The organism is Advenella sp. (genome assembly GCF_052108595.1).
Lineage (GTDB): Bacteria > Pseudomonadota > Gammaproteobacteria > Burkholderiales > Burkholderiaceae_B > Advenella.
The window spans coordinates 1-24,361 of the sequence record NZ_JBQEAU010000003.1 but is presented as its reverse complement, the minus strand read 5'-3'; the positions used below and the strand labels follow the sequence as shown (position 1 = coordinate 24,361).

The following is a 24,361-nucleotide window of genomic DNA, read 5'->3' as shown; positions in this document are numbered from 1 at the left end:
AATATTGGTAGTGATAAAAAAAGAGCCATAAGGCAGATTGGACGGGGTTTATAGGAAAGATATCGGAAGATTGAAGATTGAGTTATTCAAGCTACGCAATTAGTTACATAATTTTTTGATTTTTAATTAATTACGATTTTATGAATTCTTTTGCCGAACTATTGTGTCAGATGTAATTTTATAAATTCGTTGTGTAACCAACACTTTTTATTGGTGTCATTCATTTATTGGATTTAACGACAACTAGTAGCGAATAAAATTGTTCTCTTGGAACGCGCCGCTTCTATACTTGAATGAAATATGACTGCCCGATGTATCTGCCGTGAATATGCAGAGGTTGGCAAATCAGCGAGCGCGCAATTGCTCACAGCGCCGTTAGTTTCGGCGCGCTATTCGTACGGAACAAGCCACTATGAGGATCGAGATCGACGACCTTTCACGCGATGAGACTCACGCCCTTCTCAACGAACACTTGCAGAGCATGTACGAACTCTCACCGCCAGAGAGTGTGCACGCATTGGATCTTGACAAACTCCGGCAGCCAGACATCACATTTTGGACAGCTTGGGACGGTCCGCGACTGCTTGGCTGTGGCGCCCTAAAAGAACTGGATAGTAAACACGGCGAGGTCAAGTCCATGCGTACGCCCAAGGCGATTCGTCGCAAAGGCGCAGGGCGAGCCATCCTTACACATGTGATCGAAATTGCCAGATCAAGAGCATACGAACGATTAAGCCTTGAAACTGGAACAATGGAAGAATTCCTCGCTGCCAGGAGGCTATACGAAAGCTTCGGCTTCACGTATTGTGGTCCCTTTGGTGAGTACGTCGAAGACCCGAATAGTGTCTTCATGACGCTACATTTATAAATATCGTACCCAGATAAGCCGAAAATTTCCTATTTTTACTTCGGTTTTTTTTACACACAACGGCTTGCCTTCGTCCTTAAGAGCGAAGCCCAACGTTTTGGACGTATAGGTATATCCAGATGGCACAACATATGGAAATCGGTTTAATTGGTATATTTTTTACAGTCGCCATTGCGCATTTTTTGGCATTATTAAGCCCTGGGCCAGATTTTATCCTGGTCGTAAAAAGTGCAATTAAAAATGGCACAAAGAGTTCGATTGGCATTGCAGCAGGTATAGCAAGTGCAAATGCGTTATATATCGCGCTTTGCCTGCTTGGTGTCGGGACAATTCTTGCTGCTTCTGTCCCTGTCATGATCGCTTTGAAAATTTCTGGCGGCCTGTTCTTGATTTATCTGGCCGTGATGGCAATGAAGGCAAAAAAGAGCGACTATAGCCAGTTAGCCATTGACGATATGAGTGCCGGTGTAACGCACTCTTCTTTGGCCAAAGAGTTTTTTACCGGATTTATGTCAGGGGTCTTGAATCCAAAAAACCTGTTGTTCTACATAAGTTTATTCACACTTGTGTTAACTAAAGATGTTGGTCTTATTTTCAAGGTTGTGCTGGGTGTCTGGATGACCGCGGTCGTGTTTATTTGGGATGTCGCAGTCATCTATTTATTGTCCGCCAACAAGGTACGTAACAGGTTTTCCCAGCTGGCTTACTACATTGATAAATGCACAGGCGTAGTCTTGGGGCTGATCGGTTTGAGTATAGTGAAGTCAGCCCTGACTAAATAGCGCAACTGTTGAATAAACCTCGAACAGATCGCATCAAACGACGCGATAGCACAACACACAAGCGCCGGCAAATCCTGTTTAGTCCCGGCATTCATCCGTTTCATTGATTTGAAATAAACGTTAGCCTTAGTTGACCGAATCGTATGCAATCGCGAAGGCCGTGCAAGAAGTTCACCATTCCTTTTTATTCGGCGACATCATAATTCATATGGCATAATAGACGCCATCGGCTCTTCCCATGCCAGAGCCTTCCTACCATGCTACTAAGAAAACGTAGCCAATGGTATCGTCAATATCTGCAGGTCTGGTGAGCATGGTACTCGAAGTGGGGACGTACAGAAACCATGCTGACCAATACCAAGCTGCGGAATCTCCAATCAAATCACAATTGCTATACGGTGAACGACCGTCATGGCCCTTACGTGGCTATTTGCGTGGCTCTCTACGCGACTGTGACCAGCTGCTGTATCACCCTCATCAAGCTAATCCGCGCACTCCACTGCGCGCGACAGACCATCACTCGCCACTGCATTCAGAAAATCACCGGGCAAACCGCCCCGATCGACATAATGAATGATTCGTACGCTCAATACCCTGCTTTATTCAAACACACGCCACGCAATCATCAAGGTTACACCCCCTATCATCCACCAGCACACTGAGGAGATCCTGGTCATGGCAGCGAACAATGGGCAATTCAATTTCTTGATTATCACCACGGACGAAGAGCGTTACCCTCCAGTATATGAAGACGAGAGTATTCGACAATATCGCCAGGAGTATCTGCACGGCATTGCCGCGCTGCGCGAAAACAGCCTGGAGATGCACCGGCATTACACCGCCAGCACCGCCTGTAGCCCCAGTCGGACCAGTATTTACACCGGCCAATACCCTTCCCTGCATGGCGTCACGCAAACGTCGGGCATGGCCAAAGAGTGGTACGACCCGAATATGCTCTATCTGGATCCAAACACCGTGCCGACCATGGGCGACTATTTTCGCGCCGGAGGATACCGCACCTTTTACCGCGGAAAATGGCATCTGTCGCACCCGGATATCATTCTGCCCGGCAGTGTCGATGTCATGATGAGTACCAAAGACGACGGCACACCCATAACACGTGCGGAGCAATTGTATAAATCAGCGAATAAGCTGAATGAATATGGTTTTGACGGCTGGATCGGCCCCGACCCGCATGGCTCGGCCAAAGCCAACGCGGGCGTCAACCGCGATCCCGGCTTTGCCGATCAGATTGTCGGCCTGCTGGACACGCTGGAAAACGATGACAGCAATCAACCCTGGCTGACGGTTGCCTCGTTCACCAACCCGCATGACATCGTATTTTTCGGCACGCCGTGGCTGCTGGGCTTCGAATACAACTATGATTTCCCGGATTTCATCAAGAACCTGAACCTGCCGCTGCCGCCAACCCGCTGCGAGGACCTGTCCACCAAGCCCCGGGCGCAGAAGGATTATGCCGAAAAGTACGGCGAAATGTTCTTCCGCAACCCGACCATTCCGCAGTATTTCCAGATGTATTACTATCTGCAGTACGTGGTCGATCAGGAAATTCTCAAGGTTTACCAGAGACTGCGCAACAGCCGGTTTTTCGAGAACACCATCGTCGTTTACACCTCGGACCACGGTGATATGCTGGGCGCGCATGGCGGTATGCACCAGAAATGGTATAACGCCTACGAAGAATCCTTACATATTCCGTTCATCATATCCAATCCGACCTTGTTTAGCGGCCAGAACAACAGTCACGCCCTGACCAGCCATGTAGACATCCTTCCCACCCTCATGGGCCTGGCCGGCATCAACCAGGAAGAAGCCGCCGACGCACTCAAACCAAGCCATTCCGAAGTCCATCCACTGGTTGGCGCAAATCTTTCCGAGCTGGTCAGCAGCAGCGGCACCGGCGGCAGCAGTGACGAGGCGCTCTATTTCATGACAGATGACGAGGTGAGCGAAGGCCTGACCGACGTCAATCCACGTGGCAACCCGTATTCGCCAATTGCCGAGCCCAGCCATGTGGAAACCGTTATCACACATTTAATAAATGATAGCGGCGAAAAACAGCTTTGGAAATATTCGCACTACTATAGCAATCCGAAATTCTGGGGAGGGGCGAGCAACCCGGACCAAAGCATTACCCCGCAGCCTGAAGGCGGCCCGGCCGAATTCGAGCTGTACAACCTGAGCGAAGACCCGCTGGAAACCACAAACCTGGCCGGCAACTGCGGCCAGACACCCGCATCTGACTCCGTGATCAAGGCGCTGCAGGCCGTGATGCGGGAGCAGCGAGCCAAGAAACGCCTACGGCCGACTGGGCAGGCGGCTGATTAATGCAACGGTAATATCGATTGCGGGGTCTTTTGTAGCCCGCTGCCATGAACAGCCGAACAGTCAGTCAGCAGCGGGCGGCTCCTCGAGCAATTCCGGTGGAATGATCAAGAAAACGCCCCATCATTCCCACCGGTTCAGTCGCGCTTTCCTATGGCTTTTCGACAAGGCGTCGGAAATTCTTAATAGCGATCAGATACCGATTGGTACCGATGTAGAGATCACCATTCCGGTTAAAGTAAATGCCGCCATACTCGTGGCAATAGTTAACACCCCTGCCCAGAGGGATATTCCAAATCACCCTGCCGTTAAAAGAGTCGATCGCGCTGATGTAATACATCCCTCCCTTTGAGGACGAGATGTCATCGGACCAGTCACACGTATGGGCGAAGATGATACCGCTGCCGCGGCAGAGCATGTTCATCGCGTAAAAGTGCATGTCCGGCAGCTCCCAGACCTGTTCATCAGGCTGCTCGGCGTTCTGGGGGTTAATGCGGATCAGCGCCATGCCAGGCCCATTGGGAACCAGCTGCGAGAACGGCCACGTTGGGTAGTGGCCGAAATTGTTTTCGACCACAAAGCTATCGCCCACGCCAATCAGCGAGGCTTCGTCGGCGCTTCTCATCGTCGCAAAGCACGGCGTTTCGGAGATGATGCTCCCGTCCGCGCGATTGCAGACCACCACATTCAGGCGGGGATCGGCATTGTCGGTAATGCCCACTAATTCAGTGCCGTCTTCCAGTATGGTGAGCGTCGGCGTGGTTCCCGAACCGATGTTCTTCTGACCCGGTTTCAAATAACCGGCGTTCTTGTAGAGCGTCTTCCAGCGCACGGTGATGTTGTTCCCCTCCAGACCAAAAGCCCAGAGATAGCCTTCCGTGCAGGCGCCTTCACTGTCGAGACCGTTGGTGACAATATAAGCCCCCTTTGCATCAACGGCGAACGTGTTGTTGTTCCACTGATTCTCCAGCCTCTCGGCGCTAATCAGCGTTGTGCTCCCGTCGCTCGGATTGATTTCCACAACCGCCATCCATGCCTGATTCCTGAGTGTGCTGTCCGGATAGTTCTCATAGTCGTAGTTACCGGCAATCAGACACCAGTAAAGATTCGGACGGTTATGATCCCAAACGGGAAGTGCCGAGTAAAGCGAATTACCGTGCCCCGAACCGGTGACCAACTCAATGATGTCGAGGCTCTCCCACTTCGGTTCAAGTTCATAAATATCGCCTTCTTTTGGCTGCACGTTCGCTGTCGGATAGCTGACGATCCGATTTTCCTGTACGACAATCGTGTTGTCGTTATTATCCAGGTAAAAATAGCCGCCGCCGAAGGTGTTGCTGGTGCGCTTGCCTGCGGGCGTGCCCGAAATAAGGTTGCAGTTCTCGTCGAACACCACCACCCAAAACTGGGATGAGGCATAATCCAGCGCGATGCCTACCATTTGGTTCTGGCTGTTGCAAACCATATTCGGTGTGTATCCGAACGGGTTGCGCTGCTTGATAAGCAGAAGATTGTCGCTAACGGGCCCGTCAAGTGACACAGATTCGGAGCACCAACTATCCTGGTGCGGACTCCCGAAATCATTTTTAGCCATCCACGGGTTTTGCGGGATCGCGGCATCGGCAAAGCGGTTGCGCGCGCTTTGCGCCGGGGGGACATGGTGCAGTTCTTCTGTTCGCATTGGAACGACGTGGTCAAACGGATTCATGCTTGCTCCTCGATTTGAGTTGGATTGCAGATTTCCGATCCCGACGCTCGGGACCGAAGTATTGAACCTCGGGTCATACCGAACAAAACGCACGTTAAGTTTTATAGGCTGCACAATGCCATGCATTCACGCAGTAAATGCTGCAGGCCTTGGATTCTCCATTTCGGCGGTTCCGAACGGCGAAAAAAACAGACAATAGGTGTCAGGTCGCAGATGATTTAATGGACCTTGCCCTCGTGGGGGCTCCCCTTGAAGTTCTGAGTATGTCGCCAAACGGGTTGGCTGGCAAGCCGTTTTTGTGCGAAGGGTCTTGGGCTGATCGAAGAGCCCAGCACTCATTAACGCAGATATTACAACGCAGGTATTACTAAAATGAGTCAACAAGGCTTGACTGTACTGAGGGCGATTATTCGATAGTTCAGGTGCACTGATCCATTCTCGATAAGTTCGTGAAATTACGCTAACGTTCTGATTGGCTTTTACCCACGCCCTATCGATGAAGGAGCGGTGCCGAACATTGCCCGAAACGCCCTGCTGAAATGCGAGACGTCCTTGAAGCCGCAGTTCATCGCCACTTCTGTGATGCGCTGAACTGCGTTTCAACGGCCTCTCTCTTCAACGAATTTAACGGCGGCAGCAATGCCATTCTCCTGGCCAATCGCAGCGCCCAATGCGGCTGCGCGCTCGCGCATCTGCGGGTCGTCCATCGCCGCGATTGCCGCCGCGACGCTGTCAACCGACAACGCCTTGCGATCCAGTGGCGTCGGCCCGACGCCCAGATCCGCAACGCGCCTTCCCCAAAAAGGTTGGTCCCCGAAAAACGGACAAATCGTCGTGGGCTTGCCCGCACGCAGCGACGCCCCCGTCGTTCCTGCGCCGCCATGATGAATAGTCGCCCCCACGTGGGGAAACAGTTTGTGGTGCGGCGCGTCTGCAACAATATAGATGTGGGCCGGCATGTTCTCTACCGCCCCCAGCGCACCACCGCCACTAGCCAGCAATCCACGCTTGCCCGCGCTGGCAAGGGCTTCAATAATAATCTCTGTGGTTTTCTGCGGATCCAGGCCGGGCATACTGCCAAAGCCGACGTAAACGGGAGGCTCACCGGCATCCAGAAAGGACGCAAGCGCATAAGACGGCCGCCAATCCTCATCATCCAGAAACCAATAGCCACTGACCAGGACAGTGCTGTCCCAGTCCGATGGTACAGGGAGAACATGGGGGCTATAAGCATAGAGCGTGCCAGCAGGCTTGGCAACGCCGCGGGAACGGCCAGAAAGACCCAGCGAGGCCTCTCGCCAATCGCGGATCAGCTTTGCGAACAAAAACTGCGCGCCCTTGATGGCCAGACTATGGCTGGCACGGTTCAACGGCCCCAAAGTCGCAAAGGGCAGCATCGGGCTCGGGAAGGCAGAGGTTGGCGTAAAGCCGGGCAGTGGCGATGCAAGAATGAATGGGCATTTAAGGACTTGGGCCATGTGCGGCGAAGCGATTGATTTCGGGTGGGACACAATAATATCGGGTGCGAACGCCTTGACGGCGGCCCACTCCTCTTCCAGCAGCCGCCGCATCAGCGGGCGCATATGTTTGAGCAGTTTGAGGCCCGCGGTGAAACCCTGGCTGCCTGCTATCGCAGCCTTCCCTTGCGGCGTGTCAAGGAGCGCCAGAAATTCGCCCGGAAGCGGCGCAAAGGCGATGCCGCGCTCGCGAACCATGGCATCGAATTGAACCGGTGCGGTAATTTGCACCTCATGACCCTGGTTGATCAGTCCAAGCGCCAATGCGATGTAGGGTTGAACATCGCCTCTGGTGCCTAAGGTTTGAATGGCCACACGCATATGGGTTTTTCCTTTAACGCCTTTTAAGGATATACGGAACATATCGCTCGGCTACGTCAACAAACAGATCAGAACTTTTCCCGAATGTAACCTGTGCCGCAGGGCAAAAGCGACTTTATGTCCGAAAAAATGCAGAGACAATTAATTTTTCCTGCCTATCCGACATTCAACAACTTGGCCGTTCAGCCAAGGTACTATTGCAAACTAACATCCCGAATGCAAAAAAGCAAAAAAACCGATTGCAAGAACACCCCTATTGCAAATAAACATCCAACCTGTCAACACTAACTAGAATGAAAAGTTTATTTCGTCCTGCCCAGACCGTTGCGTTAGGCTTTTTGTTGGCAATTACAGTAGGAACGTGCGCGCTCATGCTGCCAATATCAAGCAGCCAAGGTGAAGTGACGCACTGGATTACCGCGCTTTTTACGTCTGTTTCTGCCGTATGCGTAACCGGGCTGGGCGTTGTCGACACCGGGACGCATTGGTCAACGTTCGGACAATGGGTCATCCTCATTCTCTTTCAAGTTGGCGGGTTCGGCATCATGACCTTCGCTACGCTGCTGGGCTTGATGGTAAACAGCTCCTTGCAGCTGCGCATGAAAATGATTACCCAGGCCGAGAAAAACGCCATCAGCCTGGGAGATATCAAGGGTGTCGCCAAATTAATATTATTGATCACCGTAATAATAGAAATTGGCCTGACCATCATTCTTACCATTCGATTCCAGACACACTATGGCATGGACTGGCCGCAGGCGCTGTGGAATGGTTTTTTTCATGCCGTATCGGCGTTTAATAATGCAGGGTTCTCTTTACATAGCGATAGCCTGGTCAGATACGCAGGGGATTTCTGGATTATTTCGCCTGTCATGTTTGCCATCATCGTAGGCGGGCTGGGGTTTCCTGTTTTACATGATCTTAAGACTAGATTAAACGATCCTCGCCACTGGTCACTGCATACAAAACTGACTTTAATTGGAACGGCGGCCCTGCTGCTGGCCGGGTGTATCGGCACATTGCTATTTGAATGGGATAACGCCGGAACGCTGGGGAATATGAGTTTGCACGATAAACTTGCTGCCGCAAGTTTTGCCTCTGTGACCGCCAGGACCGCAGGGTTCAATTCGATAGATACCGGCGCCCTCACGCAAGCCAGCCTGGCGTTGAATTACCTTTTAATGTTCATCGGTGGCGGTAGCGGCGGCACGGCCGGTGGCGTAAAAGTGGGCACGTTTCTCATTTTGGTTCTTATGGTCTGGTCGGAAATAAAAGGCCGATCGGACACCGAAGCGTTCGGACGGCGCATCTCGCTTAACGCTCAGCGTCAGGCGATTACCGTACTCATGCTCAGCAGCACCTCAATTGTAGTAGGCACCACCATTATCCTGTTCGGCAGCAATCTGCCGATGGACAAAGTCATTTTTGAAGTTATTTCAGCGTTTGCCACAGTCGGCCTGTCTACGGGAATTACCGCAGATCTGCCGGCTTCGGGTAAACTTACCCTCATAACCTTGATGTATATTGGCCGAGTCGGAACGATCACGTTAGCCGCCTCACTGGCGCTGGATCAGCGCTACAGGCCATATCGCTACGCAGAGGAGCATCCAATTGTTGGGTAGCCTATTTACAGAACAGTACGCCTTTTCTCAAAGTGACAGTATTATCGTCATCGGTCTGGGCACTTTTGGTGGTGCGGTCGCTCAATCCCTGATCGAATTGGGAAACGATGTGATGGGCATTGACTCCAGTGAAGAGACCGTGCAGGAATGGGCGCATAAACTCACTTATGCCGTACAGGCAGACGCCACGGATGCCCAGGTTTTACGTCAGTTGGGGGTTGCGGATTTTTCACATGCAATAATCAGCATTGGTAACGATATGTCTGCAAACCTAATGGCCTTGCTGGCTGTTAGCGAACTAAACATCAAGGACATATGGGTCAAGGCCATGTCGCCCAAGCACGGCCATATCGCCCAGCGCATCGGCGCCCATCACGTGGTGTACCCAGAGGCCGATATGGGGCGACGAATCGCGCATATGGTCACCTCCCGGATGATGGATTACATAGAATTCGATGACGGGTATGCCATCGCAAAAATCTGGGCCCCTCCTCCAACACATAATAAATCACTGACCGAATCCATCGTTCGCGGAAAATTTGGCGTCACCATTGTTGGGGTCAAACGAAGCAACGAAGATTTTGTTCATGCAACGCCAGAAACCCGTATTCTGCCCGGAGATATCCTGATCGTTTCAGGGCCTAAACATTTGGTTGAGAAATTTTCTGCGGCGGCCAAGGAAAATTAGGGTGCGTTGGGAGGGTTGTATCTTAATGGTGGGCTGCTAAGAATCCTTAGCAATCCCTCCATGCGCTTTGAATATTTGAAAAAGCATCTCGATGATCAAACAATAGATATAGCCAAATAACGATCCGAATATCGAAAAGAAAAGCAGTGGCCCGAAGACATCGTCAACAGACATTTGTTTCATTGACTTGAGGTACATCCATGCATCAAACACATGCCAACCAATAGTTGCGAAGATGATATAAATAAGTGGCGAGCACCAGAATAATATTTTTATTTCCCTGAGAGATCCGAGACGACCAATCAAATAAACCATGACGGCGGCGAAAAACAAGTATTGAATGCCGCCAAATGTCAATGACGCCATCAGTAAATTTGAAAACTTATCGGGAGCATTCGATAAAGATAATAAGTAAAAAAGCAATGGCACCAGAACAGGAACACTTAAGGAGAGTCTGTAAAAAGTCTTATAGTTCATATTTTGGTTCCAGCTATTGTTTATCCTTTCTGGCTCTTCCGTCGTTTTTGAGACCACTGGCCTATAAGCAAACCGTAGGTAGCGGCGACGAAAATAGGAAAGGCTAGATGCCCTGCCAGGAGTGCGACAAGCACAGATGAATCATACATCGCTGCCAGTTGTGTGCGCCCCTCGGACGTCATAAAAAAGACCCATCCAACCAGTACCACTAGCAGCACTGTCAGCAGAATGACGGATATTTTTACCGAGGTAAATCGACCTGCAATATACGACAAAATTAGAGCCGGCAAAGCAAGGGTAATCATGTTTTTCCTTTGGTCTCGTTGTTAAATTTCGTTCTGTATTCTTCAATTATGGTGAAACGGCCCTCTGGGCTCATTACATATCAAAACGCACGATTAGATAGAATCCATTGAAAATTACCATTTACGAAACCAAGAGCGCCAAATTTTTACTTTTCGTTTCGTCATTGTTCAGTGCATCGTCCTAGTCTGGTATATGGGCATTGCTTTCCAGGCACTGAACCCAGTCAGTTGGTTTGCGTCACCATCAAAAACGGTTGTCGATTAAACATATGTCGCAGGCCTGCTCCTACCCGAAGCACCAGTCACCCCAATCACTCCCCCGCCCTAGCCTTCCCCCGCCGTTTCGCCACAAACCGCGCTTTCTTCTCCTTATTCCCACACGTACCCATATCACACCATCTGCGGGTGCGACTCTGGCTGGTATCAAAGAACGCGGCCTGGCAACTGGGCGATGCACACAAGGCCAGTTTTCCGTCCCGTTCGCCTGCCAGGATGCTGATCGCATCGGCGGCGATTACGCTTAAGGCATCTTCCACGCTGGATGTCGAGCCAAGCTTCCATATCCGCTTGCCGCCGTGCGTCAGGAATGCGGCTGCCTTGCCCGCAGCGCTGCAGTCGTTGATGACCTGGATGGCAGATGCTGGCGGCGCGCTTCCAATGGCGGCGGCTGTCGCAGCGGCGTGAATGGCTTCCCTTAGCTCCCGGGCGCGGTTGAACTGGGTTGTGGTACACATTTGCACCGCCAGGCCATAGACGGCCAGCCAGTCGACAAGCCGCTGCGCCGTGGGAATGCGCTCGATAGGATTACCACAACGCTCAGAAAGCGTCCCCGTGAAGCTGGTGGCCAGCACATTACCGAGGCGAAAGTCAGGATATTCAGTACTCATGGAACCACCTTAGCTGGTTGACGTTATTGTTGATGACATGTTACAACCATCTTAGCCGGTTCGCAATAGTTCATGGCCGGACCCACGATCGCAAGGAGATCTTATGCCTAGCCTGACCAACGAAGTACACGCATTTGAAGCCCACGCAACCGACGCCGACCTGGACGATCTGCGTGCCCGATTAGCCGCAGCGCGGCTGCCAGAGGCCGAGACGGTCTATCGCCCCGCCCCCGACCCGCACCGCTGGGACCAGGGCGTGCCGCTCGCGGACCTTATCGATATCGTGAATTACTGGCGCACCGACTATGATTGGCGAGCGTTTGAAGCGCGCCTTAACCAGATCGGCCAGTTCCGAACGACTATCGATGGCCTGGGAATCCACTTCCTGCACCGCCGCTCCGAGCGCGCCGACGCCACGCCCCTGATCATGACGCACGGCTGGCCAGGCAGTGTTGCCGAGTTTGTCGATATCATCGAGGAGCTGGCAGACCCCAAAGACGCAGATACGCCGGCGTTCCATGTTGTAGCCCCATCGCTGCCCGGCTTTGGCTACAGCGACAAGCCGACCACCACCGGCTGGGGAACCGAGAAAATCGCAGCCACCTGGGTGGAACTCATGGGAAGACTGGGCTACAGCAAATTCGCAGCCCACGGCGGCGACTGGGGCGGCGTGATCACCACCATCCTGGCCGGCCGCTTTCCGGACCACGTTCTTGGCATCCACTCAACACTCGCGCAGGCGCCGCCAGGGTTGACAACAGAGGGGCTAACGCCGGCCGAGCGCCAATGGACCGAGCAAACCCGCGACTTCTGGCAGTATCGTGCAGCCTACGCCAAGCAACAGGCAACCCGGCCCCAGACCATCGGCTACGCACTAGTCGACTCCCCGGTCGGGCTGCTTGCCTGGATCCTGGACAAGTTCTATGAGTGGACAGACAGCGAAGACAGCCCGTTCGAGCGGATTTCCCGAGATCGCATTCTTGACAACGTCACCCTGTATTGGCTAACGCGCAGCGGCGCATCGGCCGCCCGCATCTATTTCGAGAGCCACAACTCGCTTGATCCCGAACTCCGGGTAGATGTTCCGGCGGCAATCAGCATCTATCCCAGGGATATTGAAAAGTGCCCGCGTCCCTGGGCGCAGGAGCGGTATCGGAAGATTGTGAGGTGGAGGGAGCCTGAGGCTGGCGGGCATTTTCCGTCGTTGGAGGTGCCGCGGGAGTTTGTTAGGGATTTGCGGGAGGGGTTGGGGGTGGTATTGGCTAGTGGACAACCCATATAGATCAGCAGCCACGCTTTATCTATTAAGTCAGGACCCAAATCAACCAAGCAAGCCCCTGCCCTTTTACATATCGTAACCAACCGCTTAGAATAGCGTATAAGTAAAAATACGTATGAAAAGGCAAAACCACAATGATCGTTTACGAAGCCGACAAGAGGCAGTTTCTGAATCATATCGACTTCGATGACATCGAAGAGGTCATTCTGACGCGCTTTGTGGCCGCCACTGGTAGACGAGTCAATAGCTCTGAGATCCGTTCGTGGAGGGAGTCTCTTGGTTACATTGCGCGTGTATTACGCGATGACGAGATCCCCGATCAAATTGGCGTCGCTGTCGAACTACACATTCCCCAATCCGCGAAAAGAATAGACGTCACGCTGACTGGGCGGGACTCAACCGGCAGCAAAAACGCCATCGTTATCGAAATCAAGCAATGGGAAAAAGCAGTCTCGACCGATAAAGATGGGATTGTGGTGACGTATTTAGGCAAAGGGCTTAGGGAGGTTGTCCATCCCTCGTACCAAGCTTGGTCGTATGCGTCATTACTGGAAGGCTTTAACGAAGCGGTATATAACGGAGGAATAGCGATCAAACCTTGCGCTTTTTTGCATAATTATGCGCGAGACGGCGTAATAGACAATCCATATTACTCCGGGTATACCGAGAAAGCTCCGCTATTTCTAAAGGGTGCCAAAGAACAAGAGCATCTTCGCAGTTTTATCAAACAGCATGTTAAGTACGGCGACTCGAAAGAAGTACTCTATGAACTTGCTAACGGCCGCATTCGACCCTCGAAAGCACTGGCCGATGCGCTAAAAGGGCTCCTGACCGCGCAACCAGAGTTTGTCCTGATTGACGATCAAAAGGAAGTATTCGAAGCAACGTTAGCCTCTGCACGCGCCGCCTCTGCCGCCTCACCCAAAGTCATTATTATCGAAGGCGGGCCAGGAACAGGCAAGACCGTAGTTGCGATTAACTTGCTCGTGCGTTTGACTAGCGCGGGTCTGCTAGGTCAATATGTCTCAAAGAACGCTGCCCCTCGTGTTGTTTATCAATCAAAATTGGCAGGAACGATTACCAGAAGTAAGTTCTCGAGTCTCTTTTCAGGGTCAGGACGTTTTTTTGATGCAGAGCCCAATGTCTACGATTTTCTGATCGTTGACGAAGCACATCGCCTGAACGAAAAGAGCGGCCTGTATGGAAATCTTGGCGAAAACCAAGTCCAGGAACTCATCAACGCCTCAGCTTGCACCGTCTTTTTCATTGATGAAGACCAACGCGTCACATTAAGCGATATAGGTTCAAAGCAAGCAATCCGTGAGTTTGCTGCCGCTAAGGGAGCGACTATCGAGGAATATGAACTTGCCTCACAATTTCGTTGCAGCGGATCTGACGGGTACCTGGCGTGGTTGGACAACACGCTTGACATCCGTCCAACTGCGAATCAAATCTTGGACACTTCTGAATACGATTTCCGTGTATTTGAATCTCCTCAAGCGCTTCACGAGGCAATTGAAGCGAAGAACGATCGGAACCGAGCCCGAGTCGTTGCCGGATATTGTTGGCCTTGGTTAAGCAAGAGGAATTCTCAAGCAGATGACATTATTATTGGTGATGAATATCGCCGCCAATGGAATCTCGATAAAGATGGCAGCCTATGGATTATTGCGCCAGAATCCATTGAACAAGTTGGATGTATCCATACTTGCCAAGGCCTTGAGGTGGATTACATCGGTGTCATTATCGGGCCAGACTTCATTGTACGCGACGGACAAATTATTACTCGCGCAGAAGAAAGAGACCGGCACGACAAATCGATTCGAGGATACAAGACAAGACTAAAAACTGACCCTGAGCAAGTAAGAGCAGAGGTTGGCCTCATCATCAAGAATACGTACAGAACCCTCATGACTCGCGGAATGAAAGGCTGTTACGTATATTGCACTGACGAGGAAACAGCAGAGTACTTTCGTACAATGATTCGTTCCAATTCATCAGTCCAAGCGAGCGCCTATCCTAGATCAGAAATGCAAGCAGCTGGGAAATAAAATACCACTAGCTTAAAAGCACATAAATACGATTCTGACGCTAGGAATCAATAAAATCGCGACGCAATAATAATATTGCTTTTGTGATTAACTGTAAGTTCTCCAAAACGCACACACCCTAGAGGCCGTGCATGCCAATCTCCGAGGAACAAGTAATGACATACTGGTGGGTAAATCAAAATCAAACCTACGTTCACGAAGTCAACGGTGGCTATCTCTGGTCCCCTAAGACAAAGGCAAACGGCGAACGTAACCACTTCTACGACACCATGACTCAGGTTGCGCCCGGTGACGTAATATTTTCATTCGCAGATACGCACATTAAGGCCATTGGTATAGCTAGGGAGGTACACCAGTCAGCTAGCAAGCCAGTTGAATTCGGCTCTGCTGGTGCTAATTGGACAGATGAAGGTTGGTATGTGCCAGTAGATTTCATAGAACTAGCCAATCCAATTCGCCCCAAAGACCATATGGATCGTTTGGCTCCCCTCTTACCATCAAAATATTCTCCTCTTCAAGAAAATGGTAATGGCAACCAGGGTGTATATCTCGCATCGGTACCAGACGACCTAGCCCATGAGTTGGAGGCCATACTAGATGGCCAAGTACAATCTATTCTTGCCAATAAGAGCAATACAGCGGAAACCGACGACAGTATCAACATTGACAGGCTGCTCTCTGATGGAGCTCTACCCGCCACCCAGCGTACCCAATTGATCCAGGCTCGCATCGGCCAGGGACTGTTTCGTTCACGCGTTGCAGCGCTTGAACCCTGTTGCCGTATCACTGGGATTATTGATCCCAGATTTCTAATAGCTAGCCATATTAAACCGTGGTCAAAGAGCAATAATATAGAGAAACTCGATGGCCATAACGGTTTGTTATTGGCACCGCATATTGATCGATTGTTTGACAAAGGATACATGACGTTCGAAAACGACGGTCTGTTGCGCTTTAGCCCGCAATTGCCGACTGAGATATACCGAGCCTGGAGTTTGGACGCGTCAATCACAGCCAAACCTTTTTCTCGACAACAAGAGGATTACATGGCATATCACCGGGCTGAAGTATTTCTAGATGACATGACCAACCGATAGTTGGCATACCCTACAGGCCGGGCGCAACAGGTTCACTACCATAGCAGGGAAAGGGTCAATAGTGAAGACTGAAATCTAAAGAGCTTCACCGCCGTACCGCCATGATGAAAAGGCATAAGCAGGTGAGAAACAAGCTTTTAGAAGGATCGCCATATTTAGTTAAATGTAGCACTGCTCTCTCGATTTGGTAAACTGATCTTAATAGACCACAAGAAGAATAAGATCGCAACGATTAATCGAGATTTAGGTGGGGTGTGCTAACTACTATCACAAGTAGTGATCACTAATTCAAAGGCGTGAACGACTCTTTAAATGAGCAATATAAAAATCAATATCTTCTTCGGAATATCCTAAAATTTGTCCTTTTTGGCGTTCCACAGATTCGGAGCAACCGTTCTCCCAGGAATATTGAATCAGCTCGATCAATTTTAAGGCTTTATCTTTCGCACCGGGAACCCAAACCACCAGGGTCTCATACGGCGGACCTTCGCCAATCTTTATTGATTCGAATACTCCTTCGTCAAGACATTTTTTCATATCTTGAAAGTGCACTTCGGGATAGTCACAGTGGAAGTAGGCAACCTCTTTTTTTTCAGCAAGCATCAATTTTGCTTCCTGAAGCTCATGAGGGCCTAGCTTCCCTTGCTTAGCTTTGTTCTTGATGGTCATATATGAGGAATTAGTTGCAATGCGTTAATGGGGCTCCAGCGAATTTTTCCCACTCGCATATGGTTCCTAGGTTTGTTGGGTCTTTTTCTAATAATTCGAATAATTTCCGGTTATAACATTCAGGACAAAGATTCTCGTATAACCCTCCATGAAATGCACCGCATTCCTCGCAATTAAAACCCAGGCTTGCAGCCGCATTGGCCAACATGTCAGCGTTCGCTGTGTTAAAAAAAATTGCGACAAATAAAATAACAACATTCAAAGCGCTTTTCATTCTAACCTCCGACAGGCAATGATTACAGCCTCAATATTAGATAATGAGAATCATTATCACCTTGATGAAGGTTAAATTAATAATATTCTAGCGACGTTAGTAAGCTTTTTCACGCAAGAAAAAGACTAGGGAAGTACTTCAAGATCAATACTTGCTGAATAACCTACCCCACCAACCCCCACAACGGATCATCCCTCCCCCGCGTCGCCATCTGCATCCCTTCTGCAAACGGCGACTCCGGCGCGTCCTCGAGCAGTAACGACTCATACGCCACCACCCGGTTGGCAATCTTCCATTGGCCTTCCCGCTTTTCAAACCGATCCAGATACCGGCACCGTACCTGCGTCTGCTGTCCGCTGCCGCCCACTTTCAGCCCAACATCCGAGATTGAGGCCCCGTCACCCGGTTTAAGTCGTTGGTAGGTCACGCAATAGGTTTCTACTAATGCAACATCGTCGCTCCGCCAGTCGATCAGGCAGTTGCCCAGCAGGTGCATGGATTGGGCGACGCCTTCATGGCGACGGATCATCCACTGGATCAGGCCGTCAATATTGCCATTATAAGGACCGTGGTAGTCCATGGCGTCTGTATGGTAAACGCCTCGCACCAGGTCAAACTCGCGTCGGTCCACGCCGCGACAATACAGTTGCAATACGCGCTTGATTTCGTCTTCTGCACGCAGGCGCTGCAGGAATTGTTCATTTTCATTCATGGTTTATGCTTCGCAAATATGGCCAGATCGCAATTTCCGCCTGGCTATGGTTAGTCTGTCTCATCAAAAAAAGCCAAATCAATCAACCCGCTGCCGTACTCTGGACAGCATTCTGCAACGCGTCTTTAGCCGCAGACACGCCCGCAATACGCCCGATCGTCAGCGCGTTGGCAATGGAGTTGCCGCCGCCCACGTACCGGTTACCCAGTACACCGCCGCCTGCTTCACCTGCCGCATAAAGGCCTTTGATCACCGCCCCCCGTACATCGCAGACGCGCGCTTCAGTGTCGATGGTCAGGCCCGTGTGTGTGCACACCAGTTCTGCCGGGCATGTGCGAGCCGCGTAGTATGGCGGGTGTGCAATGGGCTCCAGCGGTTTGGTGTCGCCCTTGTTTTGCATGGTGGCCTGGCGCAGGAAGTCCGGGTCTTGGCCGTTGGGCAGTTGTTCGTTCCAGCGCGCTACGGCTGCGGTCAGGCGGTCCGCCGGTACGTGCATTTTGGCGGCGAGCTCTTCCAGGGTGTCCGCACTTAACATGTGCCCGGCCCTGGCATCTTCTGCAACACGTTCTTTGTTCCAGTGGGCGTAGCCTTCAGGCAGCGCGTTGCGTGCTTTTTCGTCGAACACGTTCCATACGCTGCCACCGTTATCACGCACGATTCCGGGCGAGACTGCATAGGGGATGTCTTCGTTCATAAAGCGATCGCCCGCCTGGTTGATGTAGATCCGCGAGCGTGGCGGAAAGCCGGACTGCCAGTGGTGCAGGCGCTGTATATAAGAGGTCACCATCAAGAGGCCCTGGCCGTGGCCGGTGAGCGCCGCGTTGGCCGATTCGGCAAAGCGGATATGGTCGCCCCGGCTGCCGGGCGCGGCCACAATGAACAGGTCTTCACCCGCTTCCAGCGTTTCGGGGTAATACAGGCGGCGAAGTTGGCTGTTATGTGCAAAGCCGCCACTGGCCACAATCACGGCAGAAGCCTCGATCAACTCACCGCCAATACGAATACCACGCACCTGCCCGTCTTCCACCACCAGGTCTTCTACCCGGTTATCCAGGAACAGGTCTATGCCTTTTGCCAGCCTTTGCTGGTTCAGCGCGGTAACCAGGCCATAGCCCTGGTCTTTGGGCACATGACCACGCCAGACGTCTTCCACGCCGGCCTGCATCAGACCCGGGTCGTGGGCGTTGGTAGAGAATTTGGCGGGGAAGTCTACGCCAAGTGTGATCAGCCATTCCAGCGTGGGGCCCGATTCATCGCAAAAGCGTTTGATCAGCCCCGGGCGCAGGCGCCACTGGTTCAGGTCCATGTAGTGCTGGAAGAACCGTTCGGCAGAATCTTCCACGCCCAGCGCACGCTGCACGCTGGTGTTGGCGGCGGTAAACATGCCGGCCGAAAGCTGGGTAGACCCGCCAATCTCCTTTTCCGATTCCAGAATGACCACGCGTGCGCCCTCTTCTGCAGCAGAGATCGCGGCGGCCAGGCCCGCGCCCCCGGCGCCGATGACAATCACATCCCAATTGCTCATAAGTCGCCTCCCTGTGAGAGCTCTGCCGCTTCGTGGTTGATGCGCCAATAGGTGCCGGCAGCAACCAGCGCGCCATCCACCGTCAGTTCACTGCCGCTCATATATGAAGAGGCTTCAGAAATAAGAAAGACCACGGCAGCGCTCACTTCAGAGGGTTGCCCGGCACGCGCCAGGGGAATGGATTTGAGTGATGACGCCACAAAGGCCGTGGCGCTATTGACCATGGCGGTCTGAATCAGGCCCGGATGGATGGAGTTGGCGCGAATGCCCCAGGGCGCATATTCGGCTGCGGCGGTTTTGGTCAGCCCGCGCAGGCCCCATTTGCTGGCGCCGTACGCTGCGCCATGGTAACCAAGCTGCCCGGAAATGGAAGAAATATTCACGATGGACCCGCCCCCGCTCTCGCGCATGAGCGGCGCCATGGTCCTTATGCCATAGAATGCGCCGGTCAGGTTCACGGCCATGACCCGGTCCCAGTTCGCATCGTCGGTGTCGCCAATACCCTGGCGGTACGATACGCCGGCGTTATTGACCAGCCCCACCAACGGGCCCAGATTATTTCGGATGTCATCGGCCAGCGCTTCCCACGATTTGGAATCGGTCACGTCCAGCACATGGCCGCTGGCTGAGCCGCCGTTCTCGCCAATGGCGGCAACGGTCGCCTCGGTGTCCTTGACGTCTGCCACGCAAACATGCCAGCCAGTCTGAGCCAGCGCGTGCGCGTGGGATTGGCCCATGCCCTGGGCGCCGCCCGTAATAATTACCGCGCCCTTGTGATCAGCCATGGCGCGAGCCCCCGTCTACACCCAGCGTCTGGCCGGAGACATATGAAGCAGAGTCGGAGACCAGGAACAGCAATGCGCCCAGTACATGCTCGGGCGTGCCGATATGGCCCAGCGGGATAGAGGCCAGGGCCTTGTCCATGGCGCCCGGTATTTCGCGCACCCAGTTGGTCATTTCCGTATCAATAAACCCTGGCGCCAGTGCGTTGACCCGAATTCCCTTGTCGCCCAGTTCCACCGCCAGCGAACGGGTCAGGTTGTGTACGGCAGCCTTGGTGGCCGAGTAAATGGCCCGGCCGCGCCTGACCCGGAAGGCCGCCACAGAGGCCATGTTCACAATCACGCCGCCCGGTTGCATCACGTCTGCCGCCGCCTGTGCCCCGAAAAACACCCCGTCTACATTGACGCCGAATGTCTGTCGTACTTGCTCGGCCGTTACCGATCCGATTTCCGATTGCGGGAACACACCTGCGTTACTGACCCACATATCCAGGCGACCAAATCGTTTGACTGCTTCGTCGGCAATGTTGACCAGGCTCTCGCTGGCGGTCACGTCCCCGCGCATGGCGGTCAGCGTACCGCCTTGCGTCTTGCCATCTGCCGTCTGTGATTTGGCAAACGCCGCTTTCAATTCGTCTTCATTGATATCCACGCCGATCACATGCACGCCCTGGCTGGCCAGCCCTGCCGCAAAGCATGCGCCCATCCCTCTGGCGGCGCCGGTTACCACGGCCACGCGTCCGGCCAGCTCTGGATATTGGGCCAGTTTGAATTCTGGCTGTTTGTTATTCGATTGATTTTCCACTTCTACGTCCTTGATAAAAATTCATAAACACCTGCGATCGCGCGTCATCCAGCATCATCGCGCCCTGCAGGCTTGCCAACTGAAATCGGTATTTCGCCCTTACTACGCCATTAGTAAGTCATCAATGTCGCCATCAATACGTCACCGTCCTGCGGCGCACCTGCCACCCTTGTTCCGTCATTGCCAGTTGGTCGTCAAGCGTGACAATGCGCAGTATTCGCGTCTCGCCGGCCTCCTTGGTCGCCACAATGGACAAGTAAGCACGCACTTGGGCGCTAGCCGCATCACATTCAACCACCCAGATGTTGTCCACCAGGTGGCGATGGCGTTCGCCGCTCTTTAGCGCCGCCTGACCAAACGCGTTTGAAATACCAGCCAGTTGTTCGTAGCCCACTGCCGGTTGCCCGTAGGTGGGCGAATGAAATTGGCCATCCGGGGTAAAGGTATGCGCCCAGTCATCATGCTGGCCGCTATCAATCAAATGCGCCTGTCTGGCGTAAAGGTTGCGCACTGCCGCAACGGTGCTATCACGCTCGTGATTCATAGTCTGTTTCCTGAACAACGGTAATATGGCCGGGCCGTCCTTGGCCCGCACCTCTAAAATCGGGGCTGCCCCGCTTATGGCATAACAAAGGTCTCTACATCGATCTTGCTGTAGAGTTCCTGCTCCAGCAGCTTGGCCACGGCATTGGCATCCTTGCGATCAACCTTGTCCAGCAGGTCGCGCCACTTGGCTTCCAGCTTGGTGTATTGGTCAATCAGGTTCGAGGGGTCGGCAATCTTGCGTTCTTTCACGGACGATTTGGCCAGGTCTTTGATGTAGCTGGCCTGGAAAGCCGCCAGCGCATCGACCAGATCCTGGTCCGGCTGGATCACCTTGATCTTCTCTTGCGCCAGCTTCAATGCTTCCTCTGCCCGGGCCGAATAACCCACCTGCTGGTCCGCCAGGCCTTTGGCCATCAGCGAAATCATGGTTTTCTTGTGCTCGGCAGACAGTTCCTTCCAGAAATCCGGATTCAGTACATAGGTCGCACCGGGCACGGCGCCCATGTCGATACGCGTAATAGATTTGGCAACCTCAATGAATTTGGAGTTGATCAGGTTGGGCACTTCGGCCATGGTGCAGTCCACGGAGCCACGCGACAGGCCCGTGTACACGTCGCCAATGGGCACCGAAACCGGTACGCCGCCAATGCTGGCGACCCAATCAGTTTGCGTGCCGCCCGCCGTGCGGATTTTTTTGCCCTTGGCATCCGCCAGGGACTGAATGGGCTTTGTGCACATGAAGTTATAGATCGGTGTTGAATAGCCACCGGTAAAGATCACACCCTGCTTTTGCCATTCGTTGATCAGGTCCTTGTTGGACAGATTGATTTCCGTATAGGCAAAGGCAGCAGCCATGGGGTCTTTGACCAGAAAGCCAAGGTCGACCAGCACATTGTTCAGTGGCAATTCTGCCGGCGTGTAACCGGGATACACGATACCCAGTTGCGCCGTACCGTCGCGCAGGGCCTGGATGGTTGCCTTGGCCGGCACCAGCGTACCCCCGGAATAGACCGTAAAGGCAATCTCATCATTAGTGGCTTTCTTCAGACCCTCGGCCAATTTCTGGTAGGGTTCGGCGTTCAGCGTATGAATGGGTTGCAGCCAGTTGGTGGCCCGGTAAGTGGCGCCCATTGCGGCGGTTGACGCCAGCAGGCTGGCGATTGCAACTGTCATTACGGTTTTTTTCATGATTGTGCTCCTCGTTTGGGTTGCGGACCGCCTGTGACAGCGATCAGTCTTGGAATAATGTGAGATTGTTTATTGCATAAAAGAAGGAAGCCAGAGCGTGAGAGCCGGGAAGGCGATCATGCATGCGACCGTGAAAAAGTCGGCAAAAATAAACCAGGCCACGCCCTTGAAGATGGTGCCCAATTTGATGGTTTTGCCCAGACTTGATCGGATGACGTACACGTTCAGACCCAGCGGCGGCGTGATCAGGCCGATTTCCAGCAGCTTGACCACCAGCACGCCAAACCAGATCATGTTGATGCCATAACCATCCAATAGCGGAGACAGCACAGGCAAGGTCAGCAGCATGATGGAAATACTCTCCATGAAGCAGCCCAGCACCAGAAACACAAGGCAGATCAGGATGATGACTGTAATAAAGTCAAAGCCGCTGAGCGAACTGGTCACCCACACCGGCAGCGTTGACAGCGCAATAAAGCGCGAGAAGATCGCGGCGCCTACAACAATAATGAATATGGCAGATGTGCTGACCGCAGTATCAAACAGGGCTTTTTCTGCCACCTTCAACGTAAACTGGCGCCTTGCAACCGCAATGACAACAGCCAGGAATGCGCCGATGGCACCGGCCTCGGTCGCAGTAAACACGCCCGTGAAGATGCCGCCGAGCACACCTGCAATAAGCAGCGGCAACGGCCAGATGTCCTTGATCGCTTCTTTTCTTTGCTCTGCCGTGTAGGTCTCATTGATGCGGGGCGCCAGGGACGGATCCAGCTTGCAGCGGATCGTGATCATGGCAATATAGACCACGGCAGACAACGCCCCCGGAATTACAGCCGCGACAAACAGCGTGCCAATCGACAGATCGGTGATCAACCCATAGATAATCAGCAGCACGCTGGGTGGAATCAAGGAACCCAATGTGCCGGCCGAGGCCACCGAAGCCGTGGCCAACGATGGCTTGTAGCCCGCCTTGAGCATTTCAGGAACGGCAATGCGGGAAAAGGCAGCGGCGGTCGCCACGCTGGAGCCGCTGGCCGAAGCAAAAAGCGCGCTGGCCAATACCGTTGCAGACGCCAGCCCGCCGGGCACTTTACCCAGAAAGATCCGGGCCGCGCCGAACAAGCCGCGCGTCAGGCCCGCCGCCGATGAAAAATAACCCATCAGCAAAAACATGGGCACTGCAGATAAATTCCAATCGCCCACCAGTTCATAGGGAACCGCCTTGGCCACCCCTATCGCGGGCGTCACGCCAATAATAAAGATAATGCCCAGAAACCCCACCAGCCCCATCGCGATACCAATAGGAAAGCGGGTGACAATGAAAGCCAGCAGCAAACAAATGCCGAGTACACCAATTAACAACGGATCCATTGCTGTTCCCTCAAATTTGTTCTGGAAGATCAGTGACATCATCAGCGATGCCATGATGCAGCGGCTTGCGCCCTGTCAGAATACGCATCAGCTGAAGCAGCGCCACAATCGCCCCCAGCGCCAGTCCTAGCGGCAGCAAAAACCGGGCAGGCCAGGTAATGACATTCCAGGTGCTGGAATCGAATTCGCCAATCCGGTAGGCATGCATGGCCGGCGCCCACAGAAACCAGGCCAGGAACCCGTAGCAGATCACCGTTGCCGCAGTGCCCAAGGCGGCCATGATGACGCGGACCGGTTTCGAAGCAATGTTATAGAGCAGCTCGACCACAATGGATTCGCCGCATACTTCCACCCAGGCCAGCGGCAGAAACACAATGGCCACCATGTAGTAGCTGGCCACAATCGCCTCGCTGCCAGGGATAGGCTGATCGAACAGATACTTACCTGCCACGTCCAGCGTGACCTGAAGCATCATCAGGACCAGCGCTGCCGAACACAGCAAAACCAGTGCGCGACTGGCCAGCACAATTAGTCTGTCCAT

Annotated in this window: 24 protein-coding genes; 8 read left to right on the top strand and 16 right to left on the bottom strand. The window is 52.9% G+C overall.

The window, feature by feature from the left end; genetic code table 11:
* The first annotated feature begins 412 nt into the window (after nt 1–412).
* From ACTIKR_RS00940 to ACTIKR_RS00930, 3 genes are all read left to right on the top strand, one after another.
* Nucleotides 413–868 (top strand): GNAT family N-acetyltransferase, encoded by a 456-nt coding sequence (locus ACTIKR_RS00940; RefSeq protein WP_193089119.1) that lies wholly within the window; start codon nt 413–415, stop codon nt 866–868.
* Nucleotides 869–987: 119 nt separating this feature from the next.
* Nucleotides 988–1,650 (top strand): LysE family translocator, encoded by a 663-nt coding sequence (locus ACTIKR_RS00935; RefSeq protein WP_226816991.1) that lies wholly within the window; start codon nt 988–990, stop codon nt 1,648–1,650.
* 675 nt (nt 1,651–2,325) lie between these two features.
* Nucleotides 2,326–3,999 carry a sulfatase-like hydrolase/transferase gene (locus ACTIKR_RS00930; RefSeq protein WP_193089118.1) on the top strand — a complete coding sequence of 558 codons (1,674 nt, stop codon included), beginning with the start codon at nt 2,326–2,328 and terminating at the stop codon, nt 3,997–3,999.
* A gap of 148 nt (nt 4,000–4,147) precedes the next feature.
* On the opposite strand, the gene ACTIKR_RS00925 is transcribed toward ACTIKR_RS00930, so the two are convergent.
* The 3 genes from ACTIKR_RS00925 to ACTIKR_RS00915 all read right to left on the bottom strand — a co-directional run bounded on the left by ACTIKR_RS00925 (nt 4,148) and on the right by ACTIKR_RS00915 (nt 7,542).
* Complete coding sequence (locus ACTIKR_RS00925; protein WP_226816989.1) at nt 4,148–5,704, bottom strand: hypothetical protein; 1,557 nt, start codon at nt 5,702–5,704, stop codon at nt 4,148–4,150.
* A gap of 479 nt (nt 5,705–6,183) precedes the next feature.
* Nucleotides 6,184–6,279: a helix-turn-helix domain-containing protein gene (locus ACTIKR_RS00920; protein WP_442326955.1), complete on the bottom strand. Its 96-nt coding sequence runs from the start codon at nt 6,277–6,279 to the stop codon at nt 6,184–6,186.
* A gap of 24 nt (nt 6,280–6,303) precedes the next feature.
* A complete protein-coding gene (locus ACTIKR_RS00915) occupies nt 6,304–7,542 on the bottom strand; it encodes a glycosyltransferase (protein ID WP_193089116.1) in 1,239 nt (412 codons plus the stop codon).
* A gap of 371 nt (nt 7,543–7,913) precedes the next feature.
* On the opposite strand from ACTIKR_RS00915, the gene ACTIKR_RS00910 reads away from it, so the two are divergent.
* Both ACTIKR_RS00910 and ACTIKR_RS00905 read left to right on the top strand, forming a co-directional pair.
* Nucleotides 7,914–9,164 carry a TrkH family potassium uptake protein gene (locus ACTIKR_RS00910; protein ID WP_226816987.1) on the top strand — a complete coding sequence of 417 codons (1,251 nt, stop codon included), beginning with the start codon at nt 7,914–7,916 and terminating at the stop codon, nt 9,162–9,164.
* Entirely contained in the window at nt 9,154–9,852 is a 699-nt protein-coding gene (locus tag ACTIKR_RS00905) for a potassium channel family protein (RefSeq protein WP_442326954.1), read from the top strand. Before ACTIKR_RS00910 ends, ACTIKR_RS00905 begins: the two co-directional genes overlap by 11 nt.
* A gap of 36 nt (nt 9,853–9,888) precedes the next feature.
* Here ACTIKR_RS00905 and ACTIKR_RS00900 read toward each other — a convergent pair whose 3' ends face one another.
* The 3 genes from ACTIKR_RS00900 to ACTIKR_RS00890 all read right to left on the bottom strand — a co-directional run bounded on the left by ACTIKR_RS00900 (nt 9,889) and on the right by ACTIKR_RS00890 (nt 11,521).
* Nucleotides 9,889–10,329 carry a hypothetical protein gene (locus ACTIKR_RS00900; RefSeq protein ID WP_193089114.1) on the bottom strand — a complete coding sequence of 147 codons (441 nt, stop codon included), beginning with the start codon at nt 10,327–10,329 and terminating at the stop codon, nt 9,889–9,891.
* Nucleotides 10,330–10,349: 20 nt separating this feature from the next.
* Nucleotides 10,350–10,634, bottom strand: a complete 285-nt coding sequence (locus ACTIKR_RS00895; protein ID WP_193089113.1) for a hypothetical protein — start codon at nt 10,632–10,634, stop codon at nt 10,350–10,352.
* A gap of 311 nt (nt 10,635–10,945) precedes the next feature.
* The gene (locus tag ACTIKR_RS00890; protein WP_193089112.1) at nt 10,946–11,521 is read right to left on the bottom strand and encodes a CGNR zinc finger domain-containing protein; all 576 of its coding nucleotides are present in this window, start codon (nt 11,519–11,521) and stop codon (nt 10,946–10,948) included.
* 103 nt (nt 11,522–11,624) lie between these two features.
* Between ACTIKR_RS00890 and ACTIKR_RS00885 the strand changes: the two genes are divergently transcribed.
* From ACTIKR_RS00885 to ACTIKR_RS00875, 3 genes are all read left to right on the top strand, one after another.
* The gene (locus ACTIKR_RS00885; RefSeq protein ID WP_193089111.1) at nt 11,625–12,803 is read left to right on the top strand and encodes an epoxide hydrolase family protein; all 1,179 of its coding nucleotides are present in this window, start codon (nt 11,625–11,627) and stop codon (nt 12,801–12,803) included.
* 131 nt (nt 12,804–12,934) lie between these two features.
* Nucleotides 12,935–14,851, top strand: a complete 1,917-nt coding sequence (locus ACTIKR_RS00880; protein ID WP_193089110.1) for a DNA/RNA helicase domain-containing protein — start codon at nt 12,935–12,937, stop codon at nt 14,849–14,851.
* 155 nt (nt 14,852–15,006) lie between these two features.
* Nucleotides 15,007–15,948 carry an HNH endonuclease gene (locus ACTIKR_RS00875; RefSeq protein ID WP_193089109.1) on the top strand — a complete coding sequence of 314 codons (942 nt, stop codon included), beginning with the start codon at nt 15,007–15,009 and terminating at the stop codon, nt 15,946–15,948.
* Between the two features lie 288 nt (nt 15,949–16,236).
* Here the strand turns inward: ACTIKR_RS00875 and ACTIKR_RS00870 are convergent, their stop codons facing one another.
* The 10 genes from ACTIKR_RS00870 to ACTIKR_RS00825 all read right to left on the bottom strand — a co-directional run.
* Nucleotides 16,237–16,617 (bottom strand): hypothetical protein, encoded by a 381-nt coding sequence (locus ACTIKR_RS00870; protein WP_193089108.1) that lies wholly within the window; start codon nt 16,615–16,617, stop codon nt 16,237–16,239.
* Nucleotides 16,618–16,627: 10 nt separating this feature from the next.
* Entirely contained in the window at nt 16,628–16,891 is a 264-nt protein-coding gene (locus ACTIKR_RS00865) for a hypothetical protein (RefSeq protein WP_193089107.1), read from the bottom strand.
* A 163-nt stretch (nt 16,892–17,054) separates the two neighbouring features.
* On the bottom strand, nt 17,055–17,603 hold the full coding sequence (locus tag ACTIKR_RS00860; RefSeq protein ID WP_193089106.1) for a nuclear transport factor 2 family protein: 549 nt from the start codon (nt 17,601–17,603) through the stop codon (nt 17,055–17,057).
* 82 nt (nt 17,604–17,685) lie between these two features.
* The gene (locus ACTIKR_RS00855; RefSeq protein WP_193089105.1) at nt 17,686–19,128 is read right to left on the bottom strand and encodes an FAD-dependent oxidoreductase; all 1,443 of its coding nucleotides are present in this window, start codon (nt 19,126–19,128) and stop codon (nt 17,686–17,688) included.
* Complete coding sequence (locus ACTIKR_RS00850; protein ID WP_193089104.1) at nt 19,125–19,913, bottom strand: SDR family NAD(P)-dependent oxidoreductase; 789 nt, start codon at nt 19,911–19,913, stop codon at nt 19,125–19,127. Before ACTIKR_RS00850 ends, ACTIKR_RS00855 begins: the two co-directional genes overlap by 4 nt.
* A complete protein-coding gene (locus ACTIKR_RS00845) occupies nt 19,906–20,715 on the bottom strand; it encodes an SDR family NAD(P)-dependent oxidoreductase (RefSeq protein WP_370540226.1) in 810 nt (269 codons plus the stop codon). The genes ACTIKR_RS00850 and ACTIKR_RS00845 overlap by 8 nt, the downstream gene beginning before the upstream one ends.
* A gap of 133 nt (nt 20,716–20,848) precedes the next feature.
* Nucleotides 20,849–21,259: a nuclear transport factor 2 family protein gene (locus ACTIKR_RS00840; protein ID WP_193089103.1), complete on the bottom strand. Its 411-nt coding sequence runs from the start codon at nt 21,257–21,259 to the stop codon at nt 20,849–20,851.
* 74 nt (nt 21,260–21,333) lie between these two features.
* Complete coding sequence (locus tag ACTIKR_RS00835; protein WP_193089102.1) at nt 21,334–22,449, bottom strand: C4-dicarboxylate TRAP transporter substrate-binding protein; 1,116 nt, start codon at nt 22,447–22,449, stop codon at nt 21,334–21,336.
* Between the two features lie 69 nt (nt 22,450–22,518).
* Entirely contained in the window at nt 22,519–23,820 is a 1,302-nt protein-coding gene (locus tag ACTIKR_RS00830) for a TRAP transporter large permease (RefSeq protein ID WP_193089101.1), read from the bottom strand.
* Between the two features lie 10 nt (nt 23,821–23,830).
* Nucleotides 23,831–24,361: TRAP transporter small permease subunit (locus tag ACTIKR_RS00825; protein ID WP_193089100.1), on the bottom strand; the 531-nt coding region annotated here is incomplete at its 5' end.